The following is a 21,717-nucleotide window of genomic DNA, read 5'->3' as shown; positions in this document are numbered from 1 at the left end:
TACCTCCATTATAGCTCTAATTGTATCGGAAATGGCTGACTTTGGGGATCTAATAATTTTGAAACGGAAATACCTAATAAGCGAATATCCTTTTCTAATTTTCCATGTTCATCCCACAATTCTAAAGCCATATTAATTAACTGATACCGATCTTTGGTCGGATAAGCAAAGCTATCCTGTCGAGTCATTGTTTCAAAATCAGCATAGCGAATTTTTAAAGTAAGTGTCTGACAATATAGGTGCTTCGTATCAAGTTCATGATTAATTTTTAGCACAAGTTGACGAATCTTCTCCTTAATAACATCCTCATCTGCAAGAAAATTCTGGAAGGTTTGTTCAGTTCCTAAAGATTTTCGCTCGCGATCACGGCTGACGGGCGCATTATGAATCCCTCGCACTTTAAAGTATAGAGAATGTCCCATCTTGCCAAATCTTGCAATTAATTCTTCTAAAGAAAATTTTGCAAGATCACTTCCTGTCTTAATACCTTGGCTTTCAAAATAGGTCAATGATTTCTGTCCAACGCCATAAAAATCTTTAATAGGAAGCGCATGAAGAAAAGGAATAGCCTCTTCAGGAGTCACTAAGGTAATACCGCTTGGTTTATGAAAATCAGAGGCTAGCTTTGCAATGAATTTATTATAAGAAACTCCCACCGAACAAGTTAAACCTGTTTCTTCCAAAATCTGTTTTTGAATCAACTGGGCCATTTTTAAGGCAGAATTTTCATGATAATGGTTTTGAGTCACATCTAGATAGGCTTCATCTAATGATAAGGGCTCTACTCGATCAGTATATTGATAAAAAATCTGACGAATTTCTTGCGAAATCGATCGATAATGAGCCATATTCCCCTTTATAAAAATTGCTTGCGGACATCTCTTATAAGCCTCCAATGAGGACATCGCTGAATGAATACCATATTGACGAGCAATATAGTTACAAGTAGTTACGATACCGCGTCCATTGGTTAATTTAGGATGTTTAGCTATGACTACGGGTTGATTTTTTAAACTTGGATTATCACGAATTTCAATCGAAGCGTAGAAAGCGTCCATATCGACATGTAATATTTTCCGTGAGGTATCTGGTTTTGGATCATCAAATGTTAGTAAGCCATACTTCATAATTAGCCCCCTAAAGACTTAACATTCATACCTCTATTAAATGTCGTCTTAGTGATAATAAATAAGCGAAAAAACATTTATTAATAAGTAAATACTACCTACTAATAAATGTTCTCAACTATTCATTTTGAATACCAACTTTTATAAATTAGTATCCGTTTCTAATTCACCGTCTACTGAATTTTCTTCTTCTGAAGAAAATTCTGAGTCTTGTGAATGGTCATAGGCTTCTTCTAATTCTTCATTATGTCCGGCACTTTTTAAAACATTAGCGATTGCACTAAGTTCGAAAGTTAGATACACGCCTTCGCAATCAATTACAACTAATCCATCTTGTTGGTTCACTTCATCAATGATTCCATGTAATCCACCAATCGTAACCACTCCGTCGCCTGCTTGCATCGATTCGATCATTTTGCGTTTTGCTTCAGCGGCCTTTCGCTGTGGACGGATCAGCATAAAGTAAAATAGAGCGAACATGATAATCATTGGTAAAAAAGTAAAATAAGAATTATTCATTAAAATTCCTCCTCTTAATATCTTCTACATTATAACAGTTTATTTGAATTTTCTCCATCAAAATTCAGGTGCATTCGGTTTATTATAGCCATACTCTTCACGAAAGGCTTGACGGAAATCTAATAGATTGTCTTCTCGAATCGCCTGACGGACATCACGCATTAATTGTAATAGAAAGTGCGTATTATGAATCGAAGTTAATCTTAAGCCAAAAGTCTCTTGACTCTTCATCAAATGTCTTACATAAGCTCGACTATAATTACGACAGGTATAACAATCACACTTGAGATCTATTGGGCTGTAATCTCGGGCATATTTTGCATTTTTTACAACCAGTCTGCCTTGGGAAGTCATACAAGTCCCATTACGAGCAATCCGCGTCGCTAAGACACAATCAAACATATCTACACCACGAATAGCCCCATCAATTAGGGCATCTGGTGAGCCTACGCCCATCAAATAACGTGGTTTATTTTTCGGAAAAACAGGCATTAAATAATCGAGCACTTCGTTCATTTCCTCTTTCGTCTCTCCGACTGAAAGACCACCGATCGAATAACCCGGAAAATCTAAAGCGATCATATCCTTAGCATGTTCCAAACGTAAATCCTTATAGCCAGCCCCCTGACAGATGCCGAAGAGGGCTTGTTTATCAGGATTCTGATGGGCTTTAAGTCCTCTTTCAGCCCACCGTGTTGTTCTTGCAATTGATTTTTTGACGTAATCATAAGGTTGATGATAGTCCGGACACTCATCAAATGACATCATAATATCAGAACCTAAAGCATTTTGAATTTGAATGGCCTTTTCAGGTGATAAAAATAATTTTTCCCCTGAAATATGATTACGAAAATGAACCCCTTCTTCTTCAATATCACGAATTTCACTCAGAGAAAAAACTTGAAAACCACCAGAATCGGTTAAAATTCCCTGGTCCCAATTCATAAACTGATGCAGTCCGCCTGCTTCTTCAACAATGTCCTCACCTGGTCGTAACCATAAATGATAGGTATTACTTAGGATAACTCCTGCTCCCATGGCCTTTAATTCTTCTGGGGATAAGGATTTGACCGTCGCTAATGTCCCAACCGGCATATACATGGGGGTTTCGAAAGAACCATGTGGCGTATGAAGAATCCCTAACCTCGCCCCTGTGTGTTTTTCTTCTTTGATTAATTCATATGATACTGCAGCCAATATAAGCCTTCCTTCCTGTTATTTCAAATTAACTTTAAAGATAAGTGGATAATTTTTACCCGTGATATAAAACTGATCGCCTTCAATTTGAGCGATGCCGTTTAAGACATCCATCTTATCTTTTTGAACATCAGTTAGATCTAACTGATCTAACAAAGTCGTTAAATCATATACCTTTTTAATTTCACCTGTATCAGGATCAATTTTCACAATGCGATTATCATACCAGATATTAGCATAAATTGCACCATTAGCATATTCCAGCTCATTTAATTGATCTACTGGTTCGCCATCTAACGTTACTTTTAGTTGATCAACCAACTCAAAACCATTCGGCTTATATATAAAAATAGTAGACGAACCGTCCGATAAAAAGAATTGATCTTTCTTATCATTATATGCTAGTCCCCAGCCTTCGCGGTCTAGTTCATACGTTTTTAAGAGCTGTGCATTGGCTAAGTCCCACTGAAAGACTTTGCCTTCTTTCCATGTGAGTTGCCATAAGTCATTGTTTCTTTTCGAAATGCCTTCGCCAAAGTACATTTTATCTAATTCAATGGACCGGTCTAAAAGGCCTAGCTCCCAATCAAAATAACCCCAAGCCGATTCTCCATATAGTCCTGTCCCTACTAATAATCTCTTATCATCATCTAGTTCAAATCCTTGAATAAAAAGTTGTTCATTGACAGGATAGGATTCGATTAATTCTACCTCTCCTGATTGAGTAGTTGATAAAACTGGGTGTGTATATATAAGACTAGCTATGATTAATAAAGAGATCGATAAGAGCTTATACATTTTCATTCCTCCCTTATAATACTTGAAATTTACAGCTATATATGCTGGCTTGCAACTTAAAAGAATCTTGGTAAAATGATAACAAACATTGTTTGTGAAAGGAAATTTAAAATGACATTTTATCAATTTGTTTTCGGAATTCTTCGCTTCCTCTTCCGCATTTTTAATGGGAAACCCCATGTAATCGGTAAAGAAAATATTCCCAATCCAGATCAGTCAACCTTTATTTTAGCGGCCACACACCGATCATTTTGGGATCCTTTATATCTAGCCATTGAACTTTACCCCGTCCCAATCTCATTTATGTCAAAGGAATCCCTGTTCCGCAATTCTTTATTTGCTAAGATTTTAAGAAAGGTATACGTTTTTCCGGTTAATCGAGAAAAACCAAGTCCTAAAGCCATAAAATTTGCTGTTAAACAATTAACGCAAGAAAATTTAAATTTGGGTATTTTCCCTTCAGGTAGTCGTTATTCAACAGAAATTAAGGGGGGCACCGCTTTTATTCAACGTCTTTCGAAAAAAGATATTATTCCAATAGCGATTCAACCTCCTCTTGATCTTAAGTCTTTTTTTAAACGTCAAAAAGCTAAAATAGCTTTTGGTCCTGCGATTAAGTATGACTCAAATTTAGATTATAACAAAGAACAATTAGGCAAGATTGACCAAAAAATCGCTAATGCTTTTGACGCTTTAGACCAACAATTAGATCAAAATTATAGCTATGTTCCAGCAAAAAAGAAAAATTAAAAATTTACTAGCTAAATAAAAAACCTCCTCCCGTCAATCAGTTATTTAAGACTGATCTTGGAAGGAGGTTTTTATCATTTTCTATTTAGATTGCATCTTCATTGACTGCATGATTTGTTGAACTTTTTTCTTTGAAGGCTTTTGACCCATTTGAGCCATCATCGCTGTGATCATGCGTTCATCGATCGGTGGATTCTCCTTAAAGTAGTTCATCATATATTTTCGTGAAATAAAGAATCCTAAAAGTGCTCCTAAAAGCAATGCTAAAATAACAATTAATACCCATGAAAATGTTGACATACAATCGCTCCTTAAATTTATTTTCTAATTATCAACCAAGACTTGTATTATATACGATTATGAAGTCCCTTGGCTTTTTGAATTTGTTTCACTTTTTCAGGTGTTAAATCATTGCCATCTTGATCAACAATTTTTACACCTTCTACCTGCTTAGCCATATGTTGTCTAAATGCTTTTAAATATTCTTGTCTCAGCTGCTTTTGTTCTTCTTTTTCTGCTTCAGTTAAGCCTTTTGCTTTTTGTAATTTAGCTAATTCATTAATCCTAGCTATTTTTGAAGAAGAAAGCATAGCAATCCCTCCTTTTTTACGAACATTTGTTTGATTTCGATCGGAACTTCTGCTAAAATTAATCTATCATAAAGAAAGAGTGAGTGAAATGATCAAGATAACTACAAAACAATTAAATGTTTTAAAGTCGATTCATGAGTTGCTCAATGAAAATGGCTATCCACCCACTGTTCGAGAAATAGGCACAAGAGTCGGACTATCCTCTCCTTCAACTGTTCATGGCCATCTAGACCGTTTAGAAGAAAGTGGACTCATTGAAAGATCTGCTAGCAAAACACGCACGATCGAGATTACATCTTTAGGAATTCAAAAACTTGGAATTAAGACAGATAAGATCCCCTTACTTGGTTATGTAGCAGCCGGTGCTCCTATTCTTGCTGAGGAAGAAGCCATGGAATACTATCCCAAGCCTAAAGATCTTCAATATGATTCTAGCGAATTATTTATGCTGATCATTAAAGGAGATTCAATGGTTAATATTGGTATTCTTGATGGCGATATTATTACAGTCCGCAAGCAAGCTACAGCCAATAATGGTGAAGTTGTCGTTGCAATGACCGAAGATAATGAAGCTACTTGTAAGACTTTTTATAAGAAAAAAGACCACATTATTTTGAGACCCGAAAATGACCAAATGGAAGATATTATTTTGCCGAATGTTTCCATTTTAGGCAAAGTAGTAAGTCTTAATCGTTATTATTAACTTTTTTATCAAAGATTAGCCTAACCAATTGAGTTCTAATTGGCTAGGCGTTTTTTTAATAATGCATGAGTGTAAAATAATCATGACCTGCTAATTTTTCTCTACCTTTTAGATCATCTAATTCAATTAGAAAAGCACATCCTGCAACAATTCCACCTAGATTTTCAACCAGTTGGATCGTAGCTTGAATTGTTCCACCTGTTGCTAGTAAGTCGTCAGTTATTAAAACTCTCTGACCGGGCTGAATAGCATCTTTATGAATTTGTAGTATATTTGATCCATATTCTAAACTATAATCAACCTCAATGGTTTCACGAGGGAGTTTGCCTTTTTTACGAACGGGTGCAAATCCTACTCCCAAAGCATAAGCGACGGGGCATCCAATGATAAAACCGCGTGCTTCAGGCCCCACAACCATATCTACTTGTAATTCTTTAGCATAATCTACGATTTCTTGAGTTGCTGCTTCAAAGGCAGGTCCATTTCCCATCAAGGGAGTAATATCTCGGAAAATAATGCCTGGTTCCGGGTAATTATCAACACGTGCTATATAGTTAGTATAATCCATTTTAAATCTCCTCATTTATCCACGATTTTACTTGATCGATCGTTTGAAAGTTCAAGACTCTTTCTGCTTCCATTGCCTGCTGATACTTTTGCATAGCAGGTAATTGCATTAAGTCATGTTTATTGGCTTGTTCAATCATGTTCATTATCACAAGTCCATCTTTTATTGTAACAAAACCTGCTTCAAAAAACACCACAATCATTGTTTTTATTTTTATTAATGGAATTACTAAATAGTTAGAAATGTCTTGAAAATCTTTTAACTGAATCTGTTTTTTTTCAAGAAGAAAACGATATAATTTTGCAAACTCTTCTCGTTGAGGGAGTCCAGCCAAGTAACGAGATTCTACAACGATGCTGACCAAATAAATTTTTTGCCAAGTCTGGACTTTTAAGAGGGTTCTTAATTGGTCAAGATTTTTAGGTGGTTCCATCAGTACTAAATCTTCATACTCAAGTTTCTGGTCAATTTCTTCATACAACATTATTTGATGATTACTATCTAAACCATTTGAGAAAGATTTGGCATGCTTCTCATCTTGAAAGCAATAAACGACTTGCGAAAGCTTTTGTAGTTTTTCAAGTTGTGATTTCCCGCGATAATCAATCCACCACACACCGTCTACGGCAATATCTTTAACGATTAATTGACACTCTTTTTGTTTCTTCCATTCATTAATCGAAAGCTCTCCGACTACATTTAAGCGATTACCCACTTGACAATCTTGCAAATTATCCGCCATGCTAAAAGCGATGGCTGCTAGGGAGTCTTTTGACGCATTCGCTTCAAACTGTAATTTTACATGTTGCTTATTGGTACCAATTAGTCGCTTATCTGTCATTGTTAAGTCTTCAAATAAGATAACAGGTTTGGGATTATGCATACCAAAGGGTCCTAAACTTTGAATTTCTTCAATCAGCTGAAGACTAATGTCAGATACTGCTAGACTGGCATCTATATTAAGACTTGGCTTAGTTTTAATTGAATCTTGTTCTTTTTCCGCTAAAAGCTGTAATTGTTTTTGGAAATCTTCCCAACTATCTTCTTCGATCGTCATGCCAGCTGCTTGACTATGTCCACCAAAATGCAGTAGGTATTGTTTTATCTGACTAAGGTTCTCAAATAAATTAAAAGTTTCTTTTGACCTAGCAGATCCGCGATATTGATGTTTTTCTTCATCATAAAAGAAAAGTAAACAAGGACGTTGGTACAAGTCACATATCCGACTCGCTACAATTCCTAAAACACCCGGATGCCAAGTCGTGGAAGCTTGACAAATAATTGAAGGTATATCTTGCGAGCTATTTATTCGATCGCTCACCTCTTCAAAAATTTGACTAACCAGTTCTTGTCTTTGCCTATTTTCACTTTCAATAAAGTCTAATAAATTAGATGCTTCTTCTTTCGTTAAAGCTGCTAACCAATCAAATCCAGGGCGTGGGTCTCCTAATCGACCAACGGCATTGAGTCGAGGTCCTATCAGAAATCCAATCGTTTCAGCAGACAGGTCATCTATCGATTGCAAATTTTCTTTAAATAAAAGTTGTAACCCTGGACGATCAGTAACTTTTAACTGCTTTATCCCTCCTATAACGAGGGTTCGATTTTCATCTAAGAGGGACACCATATCCGCAACTGTGCCTATAGCTACTAAATCTAACATTTCTACGGGTATTTCATCAAGGATGGCTGTCGCTACTTTAAAAGCGACACCAGCCCCGGACAAATCACCAAATGGATAATCACCCTTCGGATGACGTGGATGAATTATAGCATAAGCTACAGGTAAGGTTGCCTGTAACTCATGGTGGTCTGTGACAATTACATCCACTCCCTTATCTTGAGCTACCTGAATAGCTTCATGACCAGCTACCCCATTATCAACGGTTACAATCAATTGAATCCCTTGATCGATAAAGGTTTGGTAACGATCAACATTTGGCCCATACCCGTCAGTAAAACGATTAGGTAAATAAACTTGACTATCTGCTCCTAACGTATCCAATGCTTCTTTAAGGATCAAGGTAGACGTTATTCCATCTGCATCATAATCCCCATAAATAAGAATTTTTTCTTCTTTTTCAATCGCTCTATGTATCCGTTCAACTGCTTTATCCATCTGGTAGAGCTTAAAAGGATCGTGATACAGTGTGGGCTCTTGATCTGTCGCTTTTTTAATTGCTTCGATACTGTGAAGACCACGATTAAAACATATCGATAAAAAAGCGGGGGAATAATCTTCTCCCGCTTCTTTTAAGGTTTCATACGCTTGGCTTTCACTTATTTTTTTTGAAAAATGCCAGTGGTATTTAGATAACATTTTGATTCTCCTAACTCTTATACATCCTTTTAATTAAGCGGAATTTCAAATTCATCAAAATCATTCACAAGATGACTCTTTTCAAAAATAGAAGCAGCTTCTTTTTCTAATTGGTAAAGAGCTTTACCAAGGTATCGAGCTGAAATATGGTTGAGATAGAGCACCTTAGCTTGACTATCTTTGGCTACTTGTGCAGCTTGATGAGTGGTCGAGTGGAAATAGGCACGTGCCATTTTACCTTCTGAAGCTTCATGCGTTGCTTCATGCACCAAGGCATTAGCATGCTTTGCCAAGCGTTTACTATTTTGACAAAAACGAGTATCTCCTAAAATCGTTACCACTCTTCCCGGTCGATCAGGAGCAAGAAAATCTTGTCCATCCAACCAAGTACCATCTTCTAATTGAACCCGCTCTCCCCGCTTTAATTGACCAAATATAGGGCCACTCGGTATGTTGAATTTAGCTAAGTCTTCAACTAAAAGTTGACCAGGTAAATCCGGCTCTTCGATTCGAAATCCAAATGAGAGAATCCCATGATCTAAGGGAAGATACTTAACTTGCCACCCGTTGTCAAATGTTAACTCACCGCCTTGATCAGCTAATTCGTTAATTTTTAAAGGGTAGGATAGTTTTGATTTTGAATGTTTAAGAGCCCCTTGAATATAATCTCTGATCCCTTGGGGACCATAAATTTCTAGACAATCGACGCCACCTTGAAAAGACCTTGAACTTAGCAGACCTGGCAAACCAAAAATATGATCTCCGTGCAAATGTGTTATAAAAATTTTATTGATTTTCCGAGGGCGAATGGTTGTTTCTAGGATTTGATGCTGAGTGGCTTCGCCACAGTCAAAAAGCCAGACTTCATTCAATTCATCGAGTAGTTTTAAGGCAAGCGAAGAAACGTTTCTTTGTCTGGATGGAATACCAGCTCCTGTACCTAAAAAGTGTAATTTCATTTTGCCATCAACCTCTTTTCTATGACTATCGCTGACGGTATATCTCCTTTGCAATAAATTTGGCTAGTTCTAATGACCCTTGGTCATTTAAGTGAACCCCATCTTCTGCAAACCATTCCGTATGTCCGCGAGCATAACTTGCCCAGTCAATAATTCTAACATTCCCAAAATTTTGAGCAGCCTTAACCAATTGACGGTTAGCATCATCGGTCCAAATTCGATCAACTATAACATTCACATAATATTGATCGCGGTCTAAACCAACTGCATTAATATAGTCATTAATCTGTCCTGTTGTAAAAGTACCATTTGATCCCAACATAGTAACAACAGTAGGTTTTAAGCTGCCCGATTGGTTCAAAGCATAGACTGTATCGTATGATTCATAGAGTTGTCGACCAACTTTGGGATCAAAAATCGCTTTAGGGAAAACTTCTCTTAAACGTTCTGTAGCTGCTGCTAAAGTGGAGTCACCAATAAAGGTGATATCTAATCCGTTGGCAAATAGCAAAACGCCTTGATCCAATCCTTCTATATTATTCACAATAACCTGTTTTTCTTCACTTTCCTTTGATTTATCAGCAATTTCTAGATTATTCTCAATTATTGTTTGAATCTCTTTACTTGATTCTACTCCTTTAGCTGGTGATGATATTGCCAAGGCAATTCCTCCCATTATTACGTTGAATATATACCATCCAGTAATGAATTTAACCCCTTTTAAAGAATGAGGATGAGATCGTAAATAATCAAATTGGTGCTTCATTTTACGCCAATTAAAATCCTGTCCTATTGGTAGACTAATTTTCCTTTTCTCAAATAATTGATATGTAATTTCTGCTAATATCATGATTAACAGAAATTGAAAGCAGTAATTTAACCAAGGAGATCGGTTTAAGTAGCTAATATTTTCTGGCATCAAGAGATAAACAGGATAATACCAAAGGTAATATGAAAATGAACGCTGGCCTAGCCACGTAAAGGGTTTAAAACGAAAGAGCTTGTTCCAAATCGTTGAAGGATGCATACTTGAAACAACAATCAATCCAGAAATTATAGAAAACAATGTTAACCCAAAGCGATAAGCAAAGGGCTTTGTTCCAAACATATATTTAATCATAAAGAAAGCGATTATGACAGCTATTAAGCCAATGAGGTTCATCGTCATAGTCTTTTTCTGTGTAATCTTTTTAGGAGATAAATTGACTGGCATGGCCATCCCTAATGAACCACCCAACGTGAAAGCAGATAAACGCGTTAAAAGATCATAATAAATCCTTGTAGGATCTTGATTGTCTTTATAAAGATAACCCATTAAAAACGCAGATAAGGCAGAAATGATCAGTAACATTCTAATTGTCACTTGCGGTTTCTTGTGCCAACTATAAAGCAAAAATATTAAAATTGGTGTCAAAATTACTAATTGACCATATAAAGAAACATACCATAAATGTGTAAAAGGACTAGGGTTAGCCGCTTGAACAAAATAAGATTGTTGATTAAAGATTTGATAATAATTATTAAGGAAAGCTAAAGAACTTAGCCCCATCCAACGAATGTTAGATAACATCTCTCGATTAAACAACAAAATATAAGTAGAAGTCGTTAAGACCACTGAAAGTGTCGGGAAAAAAAGTCTTTCAAAACGAATTTTAAAAAATTGCCAAAAGCTTTCTTTCCTTCCTTGTAAATCCCTTATGTAAAAATGTCTAAAGTTAAAGAAGCCAGCTATAAATAGAAATAAATTTACTGCAAGAAAGCCACCAGGGACAATATGTTCAAAGAAATAATAAGCAATAATGGTAAGAATTGCTATCCCTTTTAGGCCATCAAAAATTGGAATTCGACCTTGTTTAACTTTACTTTGCATATGCTCACCACCTAATCAACAAACTCAAACTGATAATTATCTAAGTAGACTGTATCACCGTCTTTAGCTCCAGCTTCTCTAAGGGCTTGATCTACACCCATTGAACGCAATTGGCGGGCGAAACGTTGTAAACTTTCATCATGAGCCGTATTAGTCATTTTATAAAGCTTAACAATCTTCTCACCTTCTAGTTCCCAATACCCTTCTTCAATTTTACGTACTGTAAAAGCAGGTGTCTCTTCCATCGTATAATTTTTATGTTCACTTTCTTTTTCTTCTATAGGAATAAATACACTGGTCGCAACTAATTCAGCTGTCGCTTTCATCAATGCATCGATACCCTTTGCTTGCCAAGCAGAAATTTGATGAATAACGGGTACAGACAATCCCAATTCTTTGTAATAGTCGGTTATTTTTTGACTAAATGCTGGCAAATTTTCTTTAGCTTCATCTAAGTCCATTTTATTGGCCACTATTAACATAGGTCTTTCTAATAAACGCGGATGATAGTTGGCTAATTCTTGCATAATTGAAAGAAAATCCTCAAACGGATCTCTTTCATGAACAGCAGCCATATCAACCATATGGATTAAAATTTTAGTTCTTTCAATATGACGCAAGAAATCGATACCTAAACCTACACCTTCCGATGCTCCTTCAATTAAGCCAGGCATATCGGCTACTACAAATTCTTGACCATCATCTATTTTCACTACCCCCAGATTGGGAACTAAAGTTGTAAATTGATAGTCAGCTACCTTGGGTTTGGCATTGGAAATGATCGAAAGTAAAGTTGACTTACCCACACTCGGGTAACCAATTAAACCGACATCCGCTAGAACCTTAAGTTCTAACTGTAGTTCTAACGCTTCACCTGGTTCACCATTTTCAGCAATGGAAGGTGCAGGGTTTTTGTGGGTAGCAAAACGAATATTACCCCGTCCGCCACGGCCTCCTTTTGCCACAATTACTTCTTGACCATGATCTACTAAATCAGCAATTAATCTTCCCGTCGATTCCTCAAAAACAGAGGTTCCTGGAGGCACTTTAACATACAAGTCTTCCGCACTTGCTCCATATTTACTCTTGCTCATACCATTTTCACCATTTTTGGCTTTAAATTGTCGATTATAACGAAAATCCATTAAGGTGCGAAGGCCTTCATCAACACGGAAAATAACATCTCCTCCTCGACCTCCATCCCCGCCAGCTGGTCCTCCATCTGGACGGTATTTTTCTCTCAGGAAAGCGACCATTCCGTCGCCACCTTTACCAGCAATAACTTTAACTTTTGCACGATCTAAAAAGGTAGACATTACACTCGCTCCTTTGCTCTTATTTATGGACCACTTTTCTTGGATCCATGAGACTGAGAATTATTTCTGTTAATTGATACATCATCTGATAGCGATTATAACGCAACGCCTCTTGATCAGAATTCACCATATGTGATTCTAAATAGGAAGCAATTATTGGACTAATAGCCTCAAGACTTTCCATTTGATCTGAAGTTTCATGTCTTGTTTCCATAGTTTGGATACGTTTGATTAAGTCTTTTTCTAATTCACTTTCTGCTAACTCTTCTGAAATAATCACTTGTTCACTTACTTTTTCACCTAAATTAACAACACGTGATAAGTTTTCAATTAATTTAGAAAAATCTTCCGCTTTATTGTTTTTCAAAGTCTGCATGTGTTTAGCTGATTCTTTGATTTTTACAGGATTGAGACCTTTTTGAGCGAGGGCTGCTTGGATAATATCATAATCAATCGCTTCATTATCCAATCTCACTTGAATTCGTGCTTGTATAAACTGAATAAGATCATTTAAATAATCGTTTGAATGATCCCTTTGATCACTCGTTAATTCTTCAAGTAAAGATTGTAAATCCAAACTCCAAGATTGATCCAAAAGAATATCAATTAATCCCATTGCCTGTCTTCGGAGAGCGTACGGATCATTTGAACCTGTAGGAATGATACCCGCTTTAAAATAAGCAATGAGTGTGTCTAATTTATCTGCAAGGGATAGAGCCGCCGCAGCTGGTTCACTAGGCAAGTCTCCTCCCGCTGAAGTAGGTAGATATTGTTGAGAAATAGCATTTGCTACACTAGTGTCTTCACCATAATGTTTCGCATAAATCCCACCAATTATACCTTGCAGTTCAGCAAATTCATTAACAGCCTGAGTGACTAAATCAAATTTATAGATCTCACTGGCACGTATGCTCGTTCTTTGGTCTTCGTTCGATAAATTTATACGGTTCATCAGTTGTTCAAGTATCTGTTTAACCCGCTCTTGTTTTTCACTATAAGTTCCTAATTTAAAATGTTCTTTCAAATTAGCCAATTTACTTAAGTTTTCTTCTAAAGTTGACTTCAAATCTTCTTCATAGAAAAACAACCCATCTGCTAATCTAGCTCTCAGTACTTTTTGATTTCCCTTAATTACTTGATCAAGATGGCTATTATTACCATTGCGGACAGAAATAAAATAAGGTAATAATCGCTTAGTAGATGGATCAAGGGCGTAAAAATACCGCTGATGATCACGCATAGCGGTGATAACCATTTCTTGCGGAATTTCTAAGTACTTTTCTTCAAAACTTCCATGAAAAGCAGTTGGCCATTCAACAATGGCTGTAACTTCCTCAAGTAATTCATCATTTTCAGGTATGAGCCACCCTTTTTCTTGTTCAATGCTTTGAATTTGTTGATAAATAAGAGCTTGTCGCTTCTCAAAATTTGGTATCACATATCTTTTTTCAAGCTCTTTTTCATAGTCCTGACAGTGATTAAGCACAATTTTAGCATTATTAGATAAGAAGCGATGTCCTTTTGAATAATTATTGGCTTCAATTCCAGCAAATTCAAATTCTATGACTCGATCTTCTAAAAGAGAAAGGATCCAATGAATCGGACGAATATATTCCAAATTAAGGTCTGACCAACGCATAGTAACAGGAAAGTGCATATTAGCTAAAACAGAAGGAACTCCTCTCAAAACTTCTTCAAGTGTCTTTTGCTCAGCTACCTTGTTTATAAAGAAATAATCTGTTCCTTTAACATTTTTAACAAATAAATCTGATTCTACACCAGTTTGCCCCTTCAAAAAGCCGAGTGCCGCTTTAGTTAAATTGCCCTCTGCATCCCGTCCTACTTTTACAGAAGGTCCTCTGACTTCTTCTTCTAAAGCGGTCTGCTGATCAGCCAATCCCTCGACTCTCAAGGCAAGTCTTCTAGGTGTTGCAAATGTTTCGATTGAATTAAAAGTAATTCTCTCTTCTTCAAGAAATGCTGCCGTTTTTTGAGCGAGTTGGTCGCGCAATTTCAATAAAAATCTTGCGGGAATTTCTTCCATTCCTATTTCTAATAAATAATCTTTCATAGCCATCCTCCTAGTCTTTATCATGCTTTAACAAAGGAAATCCAAGCTTTTCACGCTCTTCAACAAACGATTTTGCTACTCCCCTTGCTAATTTACGAATGCGGCCTAAATAAGCAGGTCGGTCGGATGCAGAAATCATCCCTCTAGCATCCATTAGGTTAAAGGTATGACTGGTTTTTAAGATATAATCATAAGCGGGATGAACTAAGTGCTCCCCTAATAAGCGCTGAGCTTCCTTCTCGAACGCCTCGTACTGACTCATTAGTAAATCAGGATCCGCTAATTCAAATGAATATTTAGACTGTTCATATTCTTGCTGATAAAATATTTCACCATATTTAACGCCTTTCGTCCATTCCAGATCATAAACATTTTCGACATCAAAAATATACATAGCCAAACGTTCCAAACCATAAGTAATTTCCGACATGACGGGATCGCATTTAAGTCCTCCTACTTGTTGAAAATAAGTAAATTGGGTTACTTCCATTCCATCAATCCAAACTTCCCAACCTAATCCCGCACAACCTAGGGAAGGGTTTTCCCAATTGTCTTCAACAAAACGAATATCATGTTCTAAGGGGTCAATTCCTAATTCAATCAAAGAATCTAAGTAATATTCTTGAATGGCTAAAGGTGATGGTTTCATAACCACTTGGAATTGATGATGTTGGTATAAACGGTTAGGGTTTTCTCCATAACGTCCATCAGCTGGTCTTCTTGATGGTTCGACATAAGCTGCATTCCAAGGTTCTGGTCCATTAGCTCTTAAAAAAGTATAAGGGCTCATGGTTCCTGCTCCTTTTTCAGTATCATACGATTGAAGGATGAGACACCCTTTTTTCGACCAAAAATTTTGTAAAGTTAAAATCATATCCTGTAAGGATTCAACTGCCATTTCGACACCTCTTTCTTAAAATAAAAACCCCTATGACCCCATCCGAGGTCATAGGGACGAAGTAATTTCGCGGTTCCACCCTAATTCTAGATAAACTAGCACTCTTAAGATTCATTTGTAAATCCAAAGTACCATTCGATTTGCCCTAGCTCACACCTTCCTAGAGTCGCTTTACTATCTTATTTACTATTGCTTTGGCTTGTACAAATTCTACTAATTATCCCCGCCTTTGTCAATTAGGATCCTTTAACTTTTGAAGGCATTAATTGATCTGCCACTTTATATAACTGATTTAAATAAGATTCTCCTTTTAATTTAATACCGACTAATTCATGGTAAATTTCAAAAATGACTTCATTGATCCTTCGATAAGTATTATCTGATATATCAACATGGCCAAGTTGACTCAAATTTAGGTGACTAAATAATTGGAGTATTTTAATTTGTTTTTGGCTCAGATGCATTCGATTAGGATCAACTTCTAAGTGTTTTTGACAGAGAACGCCTTGGTGAGCCATTGAAAAGTCCATAATCCCTTCACTCGACCCACAAACAAGGCAATTTTCCCAATTTAATTGGACTCCAAACCGTTGTAACAATTTCAATTGAAGAAGTAATTGAATAGGCCGAGCATCTTCACGCTGATCGACTATCGCTAAACTTTGTTTAAATATTTGAAAAAGTTCTTGATCGGCACAATTGTCTTCAATACTGGCATCAATCAGTTGGCTAAGATAAGCTGCATGAGCCTGCTTAAAGGGATCTGATTGAATCGACTTGAATACGTTCAAAGTGTGCCCTTCCTTCAAAAATGACAGTCCTTGTTGATGAATGGTGCCTAAATATTCATGCTCAGTTAATGGAATTAGATGTTTCTTTAAAGGATGATTGAGTGATTGTAAACCTCTAACGAAAAACATTTTTGTACCATATTCATGGGTAAAAATTTTGACTAAACTATCTTTTTCGCGGTGCGGTCGAATAAACAAAACAATTCCTGTAAATTTTTCGTTCATTCTTCCACTCCTTATTAATAATTATCACTTTGATAGCCCAAGTCATTTAAATTTGAGGGTCGATCGCGCCAATCTTTTTGAACTTTTACCCATAAATCTAAATAGACCTTAGTGGCTAAGAGTTTTTCTATATCACGACGCGCCAAGTGACCGATTTTTTTGATCATTGATCCTTGAGCTCCTATTATAATACCTTTTTGGCTTTTACGCTCTACAATGATTGTGGCTAATACTTCAACTTTATCATTTTCGTTTTTTTGCATTGACTGTACTTGCACGGCTACGGAATGGGGAATTTCTTCTCGAGTCAACATTAGTATCTTCTCGCGAATTAATTCCGCTACCAAGAAATACTCTGGGTGATCCATCACTTGGTCTGCCGGGTAATATTGAGGTCCTTCTGGCATCATCTGGATCAGTTGTTCTAATAAGGCGTCAACGTTATCCCCTGTTAATGCAGATAATGGGATAATTTGATCAAAATCAAAGGCTTCTTGATACTTAGTAATGATTTCAAATAATTGATTCTTTTCAATTAAATCTACTTTGTTAATCACGAGATATACTGGTTGTTGAATTTCCTTTAATCTTTCGATGATGAATAAATCACCGGGACCTAACTTTTCAGTAGCATTTACCACCATGATCACCGCATCTACACCACTCAACGAAGAATAAGCGGTTTTCATCATAAAGTCGCCCAAGGCATGTTTGGGCTTATGAATGCCTGGGGTATCAATAAAGATAATTTGTGCATTATCGCGTGTATATACCCCTTGAATTTTATTCCGTGTCGTTTGAGCTTTATCGGACATAATAGCTATTTTCTGGCCAATAATTTGATTGAGTAAGGTCGATTTCCCCACATTGGGGCGACCAAGAATGGCAACAAATCCTGATTTAAAATTCTTTTTCATTGATACTCCTTTAGTGTTCTATGTTGATTATCACTTTAAAATAGATAGGGTAGAAAGAGTAAAGCTCCTATCAGCATTGAAACAATAGCAGTTACTAAAACCGCAGCTGCAGCAATGTCTTTTGCCTTCTTAGCCAATGGATGCCATTGGTCTTTCACAATCAAATCGATCACAGCCTCTATTGATGTATTAATCAACTCTGAAAAAATAACAATCCCAATAGTTACTATTAAAATCGCCCATTCTATTGTTTTAAAACCGAATTGTAAGGCTAAACCACTCGCAATCACAGCTAATAGTAGGTGAATCTTCAAATTTCTTTCACTCTTTATTGCTTGAAAAAGTCCTTGACTGGCACATCTCAACGATTGACCAAAATTTGAATTTTTAAATGGATTATCTTGTGAGTCCATATTCACTCAGCACCTCTTCTTGAATAGCAAACATCTCACGTTCACTTTCGCTTGTTTGATGGTCATAACCATTTAAATGTAAAAAGCCATGAACTACCAAAAAACCTAATTCTCGTTCTAAGGAATGATTATATTCTTTTGCTTGTTCAAGCGCTCGTTCAATTGAGATGATGATATCACCTAAGTGAAGATTTATCAGCTCCTGGTCTTCTTCAGACACAATACTCGTCCAGTCAATGGGTTCTTCGCCTTCTAATAAAGCAAAGGATAAGACATCCGTTGCTCGATCCATATGGCGATATTCACGATTCAATTCTCTAATTGTTTGGTTATCTACAATCGTTACATCTAACTCAGCGTGAACAGGGGCGCCTATTTTCGCTCCTGCTTTTTTAATAAGTTCTGTCATAATTGTTTTTTGTTTGTCAGTTAATACCTGACCTTCATCAATTAATTCAATCTCCATTTTTCGCTCCTTATTTAGGATATTCAACCCGTGTATGATACATACTAGCAATCCCTAAAATTAGTGATTTTCTTACTGTTTTTAATTCATCAACGGTTAGACCACAATCCGCAAACTGTCCATCATTTATTTTACCAGCAATAATAGAATCTAACAGCTCTTCTATTCCCTTTTGAGTGTGTTCTTTCATCGCGCGAGATGCTGCTTCCAGCGAGTCTGCAATCATAACAATCGCTGATTCTTTGGATTGTGGAATAGGACCAGGATAACGAAAAGCCTCTTGACTTATATTCAATTTTTGCTCTTTTGCCTGATGGTAAAAGTAACTTGTCATTGTGGTCCCGTGATGTTCGCGACAAAGATCAATCACTGATTGAGGCATTCGATACTCTTCTAACAATTTTACTCCTTGCGCAACATGATCAATAATAATTTTTGCAGATTCATCAGGACCAACCATTTGATGGGGAGATTCTATTCCACCTGATAAGTTTTCTACAAAGAACAAAGGATGGACTGTCTTACCTACGTCATGATAGTAAGATGCTACTCTGGTTGTTAATGAGTCCCCTCCAATAGCTTCAACAGCATTAGCAGCTAAGTTGGCCACCATAATAGAATGATGATAAGTACCAGGTGCTTTTTCGATCAAAAGTTTCAATAAGGGATGATTGAGATTGGCTAATTGATTCATGGTCATAGCGGAACGACTTGATAATAATTGTTCCCAATAAGGTTCGAAGACCGCAATTAAGAGAAGACCTAGTAAATTAGCAGCAATCGTCATCATTAAAATGACAAATCCTTGCCTAGAAAAAATAGGAATATTTAATACAGCCATTAAGGGCAAGGCTATCATAAATTGCCACAGACTATTTAAAGCCACTCTTTTCTCGACTTTCATCACTTGAAGCCTTGTAAAAGTGGTCAATAAAACCGAAATAATAGTTGAGAACAGATAAAACAAGCAAATGAATGTAACGACTGTTTGATTATCCTGGTCGCTCACTAAAAAGATAGCAAAAATATTAATGAATAAGCTGGCCAGCAAAGTAATTTTATATGACGATTTCTCTTTTAAATAACCTGGTGAAATCATTAAGGGAACGAGTAACATGGCGTATTCTAGACCAGCGCGTTGGATAAAATGACCTAATTTTGCCATAATAAGTGTTCCCAAAACAACAAGCACATAGGCTGTAGCTTCCATATTCAATCGACTTAATTCTTTCCAAGTAAGGCCATTTGAAAAAAGATAGATAAAAAGAAAAGCATGAACGAAGATCAATAAAATAAAGATTGGCTTCAAATACTGCTTTGTTGAAGCATCTAAATATCCGAACAACTCTAGTTGCCGCATATTATTCTGGTTAATAATATGTCCTTCTTGAACAATCACTTGTCCTTGGAGGATGTAGGAAGTTTGAACCTTTGAGGCTGCTTCTTCTTTTAAGCGGTTCGTTTCCGATTCGGAATAAATCATGGTCGGCTTGATCAAAGAATTCAAGAAATTTAAAGTTGTTTGTTGAGCAACGTCAGACATTTCAGATGAAGAAATTTGCAAGCGATATTTGTCAAGTTCCTTATCAATTTGGTCTGGACCTAACTCTTGTGCCAAACTTTTAGATACAAAGTCGGTTAAGTTAGACTGCAACTCTGATAATTCTACCGGACTAATGTTAAAGACTTGGTCAATTGAAAGGTTGGATAATTGCTCAAAAAGTTTGACAACATTCTCATCTGCTAATAAAAGTAGCGTTTGAATAACTGTTTTTTGTTGGTCTTCTGTTAATTGTTCAAAATCCGTTTTCTTTTTGGGAAGTTCATTAATTTTTTTAATTAGACCCTCATCCAATTTTTTTTGCTGTGTAATTGAAGCGATTGCTTCATTTACAGACTCAAGTGAAAATTGCCCATTACGGACTTCACGTACAAAACCAAAAAATTGTTCAATACGTGTCATTTCTTGTGTTCGAATGTCTTCTTGGTATAAATAAATATCATTAATGGCGTCCTTAGCTCTTTGTTGATTGATCTTAGTTTGTTCAACATCCTCCATTGTTACAGGAGCCAAGATCGTTTCCTCTGCTACTTGATTCAATTTAAAATGATAAACTTCTGGTTTTACGTGTTGATAACCAATTAAAAAGATACAAACTGATGTGATTAAGGCCACCAGCGGTATATACAGCTTGCCTAAACGCTCATGAATTAACTGTAGTCGACGATTCATTTTCTTCTCTCCTTGGAGGGTTTTCAATCATTGGATCTTTGCTATATGCTCTTATAATATCCGCAACTACCGGATGTCGAACCACATCAAATTCGTCAAAAGATACAAATTCAATTCGTTTGACGTGTCTTAATTTATTGTATGCATCTATTAAGCCCGACTTGACACCCTTAGGTAAATCAATCTGTGATTGATCTCCATTAATAATCATTTTTGAGCCGAAGCCTAAACGTGTTAGAAACATTTTCATTTGAGCGATCGTTGTATTTTGTGCTTCGTCTAAAATGACGAAAGCGTCATCTAAAGTCCGACCTCTCATATATGCCAACGGGGCAATTTCAATGATACCCCTTTCCATTAAACGATTTGTTTGCTCTGTGCCATAGATATTATATAAGGCATCATAGATAGGTCGTAGGTAAGGATCTACCTTTTCTTTCAAATCACCTGGTAAGAAACCCAGATTTTCGCCTGCCTCAACTGCTGGACGAGTTAAAATAATTTTTTTAACTTTTCCTTCACGCATCGCCTGAACAGCCATCAAAACTGCTAGATAAGTCTTACCAGTCCCTGCTGGTCCCATGCCAAATACAACATCTTGACGATTAACGGCTCGAACGTATTGTAACTGTCCAAAATTTTTAGCACGTATAGCGGTTCCATCGGCTGATCGACCAACTATTTCTTCATAAAGATTAATAAAATAGTCTAATCTATCACTTTTAGCCATTTTAATTGCAGTCATAACATCCATTGACCGAGGAGTTATCCGTCTTTCTAATAGCTGAATTAGATTTAAAAGTATTTGACGAACGGATTCGACAGTTTCCTCACTCTCGCCATTAATCGTGATCAATTCACCACGGTTAGTTATTTCAACAGCAAAGCTGTCCTCAATCATTCGAATGTATTTATCATGGTTACCTAACAATGAGATTAACCAGTCAGTGTTTGTGACGGTGACCTGTTTTGAGCATTTTTTAATT

General features: G+C 36.5%; 21 protein-coding genes. 2 read left to right on the top strand and 19 right to left on the bottom strand.

Annotated features, from left to right (window positions below):
• Positions 1–8 precede the first annotated feature (8 nt).
• From dinB to HF969_RS03540, 4 genes are all read right to left on the bottom strand, one after another.
• Positions 9–1,127 carry a DNA polymerase IV gene (gene dinB, locus HF969_RS03555; protein WP_090289394.1) on the bottom strand — a complete coding sequence of 373 codons (1,119 nt, stop codon included), beginning with the start codon at positions 1,125–1,127 and terminating at the stop codon, positions 9–11.
• 141 nt (positions 1,128–1,268) lie between these two features.
• On the bottom strand, positions 1,269–1,646 hold the full coding sequence (gene yajC, locus HF969_RS03550) for a preprotein translocase subunit YajC (protein WP_090289393.1): 378 nt from the start codon (positions 1,644–1,646) through the stop codon (positions 1,269–1,271).
• 57 nt (positions 1,647–1,703) lie between these two features.
• Positions 1,704–2,843, bottom strand: coding sequence for a tRNA guanosine(34) transglycosylase Tgt (tgt, locus tag HF969_RS03545; protein ID WP_090289392.1), 1,140 nt, complete (start codon positions 2,841–2,843; stop codon positions 1,704–1,706).
• An 18-nt stretch (positions 2,844–2,861) separates the two neighbouring features.
• Positions 2,862–3,641 (bottom strand): glutaminyl-peptide cyclotransferase, encoded by a 780-nt coding sequence (locus tag HF969_RS03540; RefSeq protein ID WP_090289391.1) that lies wholly within the window; start codon positions 3,639–3,641, stop codon positions 2,862–2,864.
• Positions 3,642–3,752: 111 nt separating this feature from the next.
• On the opposite strand from HF969_RS03540, the gene HF969_RS03535 reads away from it, so the two are divergent.
• Entirely contained in the window at positions 3,753–4,391 is a 639-nt protein-coding gene (locus tag HF969_RS03535) for a lysophospholipid acyltransferase family protein (RefSeq protein WP_090289390.1), read from the top strand.
• A gap of 81 nt (positions 4,392–4,472) precedes the next feature.
• Here HF969_RS03535 and HF969_RS03530 read toward each other — a convergent pair whose 3' ends face one another.
• Entirely contained in the window at positions 4,473–4,691 is a 219-nt protein-coding gene (locus tag HF969_RS03530; RefSeq protein WP_090289389.1) for a YneF family protein, read from the bottom strand.
• Between the two features lie 47 nt (positions 4,692–4,738).
• Entirely contained in the window at positions 4,739–4,981 is a 243-nt protein-coding gene (locus HF969_RS03525) for a DUF896 domain-containing protein (protein ID WP_090289388.1), read from the bottom strand.
• A gap of 88 nt (positions 4,982–5,069) precedes the next feature.
• Between HF969_RS03525 and lexA the strand changes: the two genes are divergently transcribed.
• Positions 5,070–5,684, top strand: coding sequence for a transcriptional repressor LexA (gene lexA, locus HF969_RS03520; RefSeq protein WP_090289387.1), 615 nt, complete (start codon positions 5,070–5,072; stop codon positions 5,682–5,684).
• 55 nt (positions 5,685–5,739) lie between these two features.
• On the opposite strand, the gene HF969_RS03515 is transcribed toward lexA, so the two are convergent.
• From HF969_RS03515 to HF969_RS03455, 13 genes are all read right to left on the bottom strand, one after another.
• Positions 5,740–6,252, bottom strand: coding sequence for an adenine phosphoribosyltransferase (locus HF969_RS03515; RefSeq protein ID WP_090289386.1), 513 nt, complete (start codon positions 6,250–6,252; stop codon positions 5,740–5,742).
• A gap of 1 nt (position 6,253) precedes the next feature.
• The gene (gene recJ, locus HF969_RS03510) at positions 6,254–8,572 is read right to left on the bottom strand and encodes a single-stranded-DNA-specific exonuclease RecJ (protein WP_090289385.1); all 2,319 of its coding nucleotides are present in this window, start codon (positions 8,570–8,572) and stop codon (positions 6,254–6,256) included.
• 29 nt (positions 8,573–8,601) lie between these two features.
• Positions 8,602–9,531 carry a ribonuclease Z gene (gene rnz / locus HF969_RS03505; protein WP_090289384.1) on the bottom strand — a complete coding sequence of 310 codons (930 nt, stop codon included), beginning with the start codon at positions 9,529–9,531 and terminating at the stop codon, positions 8,602–8,604.
• A 25-nt stretch (positions 9,532–9,556) separates the two neighbouring features.
• Positions 9,557–11,401, bottom strand: coding sequence for an acyltransferase family protein (locus HF969_RS03500; RefSeq protein WP_090289383.1), 1,845 nt, complete (start codon positions 11,399–11,401; stop codon positions 9,557–9,559).
• An 11-nt stretch (positions 11,402–11,412) separates the two neighbouring features.
• Complete coding sequence (gene obgE / locus HF969_RS03495; protein WP_090289382.1) at positions 11,413–12,717, bottom strand: GTPase ObgE; 1,305 nt, start codon at positions 12,715–12,717, stop codon at positions 11,413–11,415.
• A gap of 19 nt (positions 12,718–12,736) precedes the next feature.
• Positions 12,737–14,788 carry a glycine--tRNA ligase subunit beta gene (gene glyS / locus HF969_RS03490; protein WP_090289381.1) on the bottom strand — a complete coding sequence of 684 codons (2,052 nt, stop codon included), beginning with the start codon at positions 14,786–14,788 and terminating at the stop codon, positions 12,737–12,739.
• A gap of 10 nt (positions 14,789–14,798) precedes the next feature.
• Positions 14,799–15,686: a glycine--tRNA ligase subunit alpha gene (gene glyQ, locus HF969_RS03485; RefSeq protein WP_090289380.1), complete on the bottom strand. Its 888-nt coding sequence runs from the start codon at positions 15,684–15,686 to the stop codon at positions 14,799–14,801.
• A gap of 236 nt (positions 15,687–15,922) precedes the next feature.
• Positions 15,923–16,702 (bottom strand): DNA repair protein RecO, encoded by a 780-nt coding sequence (recO, locus tag HF969_RS03480; RefSeq protein WP_090289379.1) that lies wholly within the window; start codon positions 16,700–16,702, stop codon positions 15,923–15,925.
• A gap of 14 nt (positions 16,703–16,716) precedes the next feature.
• Positions 16,717–17,619: a GTPase Era gene (gene era / locus HF969_RS03475; RefSeq protein ID WP_090289378.1), complete on the bottom strand. Its 903-nt coding sequence runs from the start codon at positions 17,617–17,619 to the stop codon at positions 16,717–16,719.
• Between the two features lie 35 nt (positions 17,620–17,654).
• Positions 17,655–18,032, bottom strand: coding sequence for a diacylglycerol kinase (locus HF969_RS03470; RefSeq protein ID WP_090289415.1), 378 nt, complete (start codon positions 18,030–18,032; stop codon positions 17,655–17,657).
• Entirely contained in the window at positions 18,016–18,498 is a 483-nt protein-coding gene (gene ybeY / locus HF969_RS03465) for an rRNA maturation RNase YbeY (protein ID WP_090289377.1), read from the bottom strand. The genes HF969_RS03470 and ybeY overlap by 17 nt, the downstream gene beginning before the upstream one ends.
• A gap of 10 nt (positions 18,499–18,508) precedes the next feature.
• Complete coding sequence (locus HF969_RS03460) at positions 18,509–20,731, bottom strand: HD family phosphohydrolase (protein WP_090289376.1); 2,223 nt, start codon at positions 20,729–20,731, stop codon at positions 18,509–18,511.
• Positions 20,703–21,716 (bottom strand): PhoH family protein, encoded by a 1,014-nt coding sequence (locus tag HF969_RS03455; protein ID WP_090289414.1) that lies wholly within the window; start codon positions 21,714–21,716, stop codon positions 20,703–20,705. The genes HF969_RS03460 and HF969_RS03455 overlap by 29 nt, the downstream gene beginning before the upstream one ends.
• Position 21,717: the final 1 nt, after the last annotated feature.

Origin of the sequence: Facklamia miroungae (assembly GCF_012396555.1) — a bacterium.
In the GTDB taxonomy this organism is placed as follows: Bacteria; Bacillota; Bacilli; order Lactobacillales; family Aerococcaceae; genus Facklamia; species Facklamia miroungae.
Note: the sequence above shows the minus strand (reverse complement) of the source record. Positions and strands in the feature narration are given on the sequence as shown.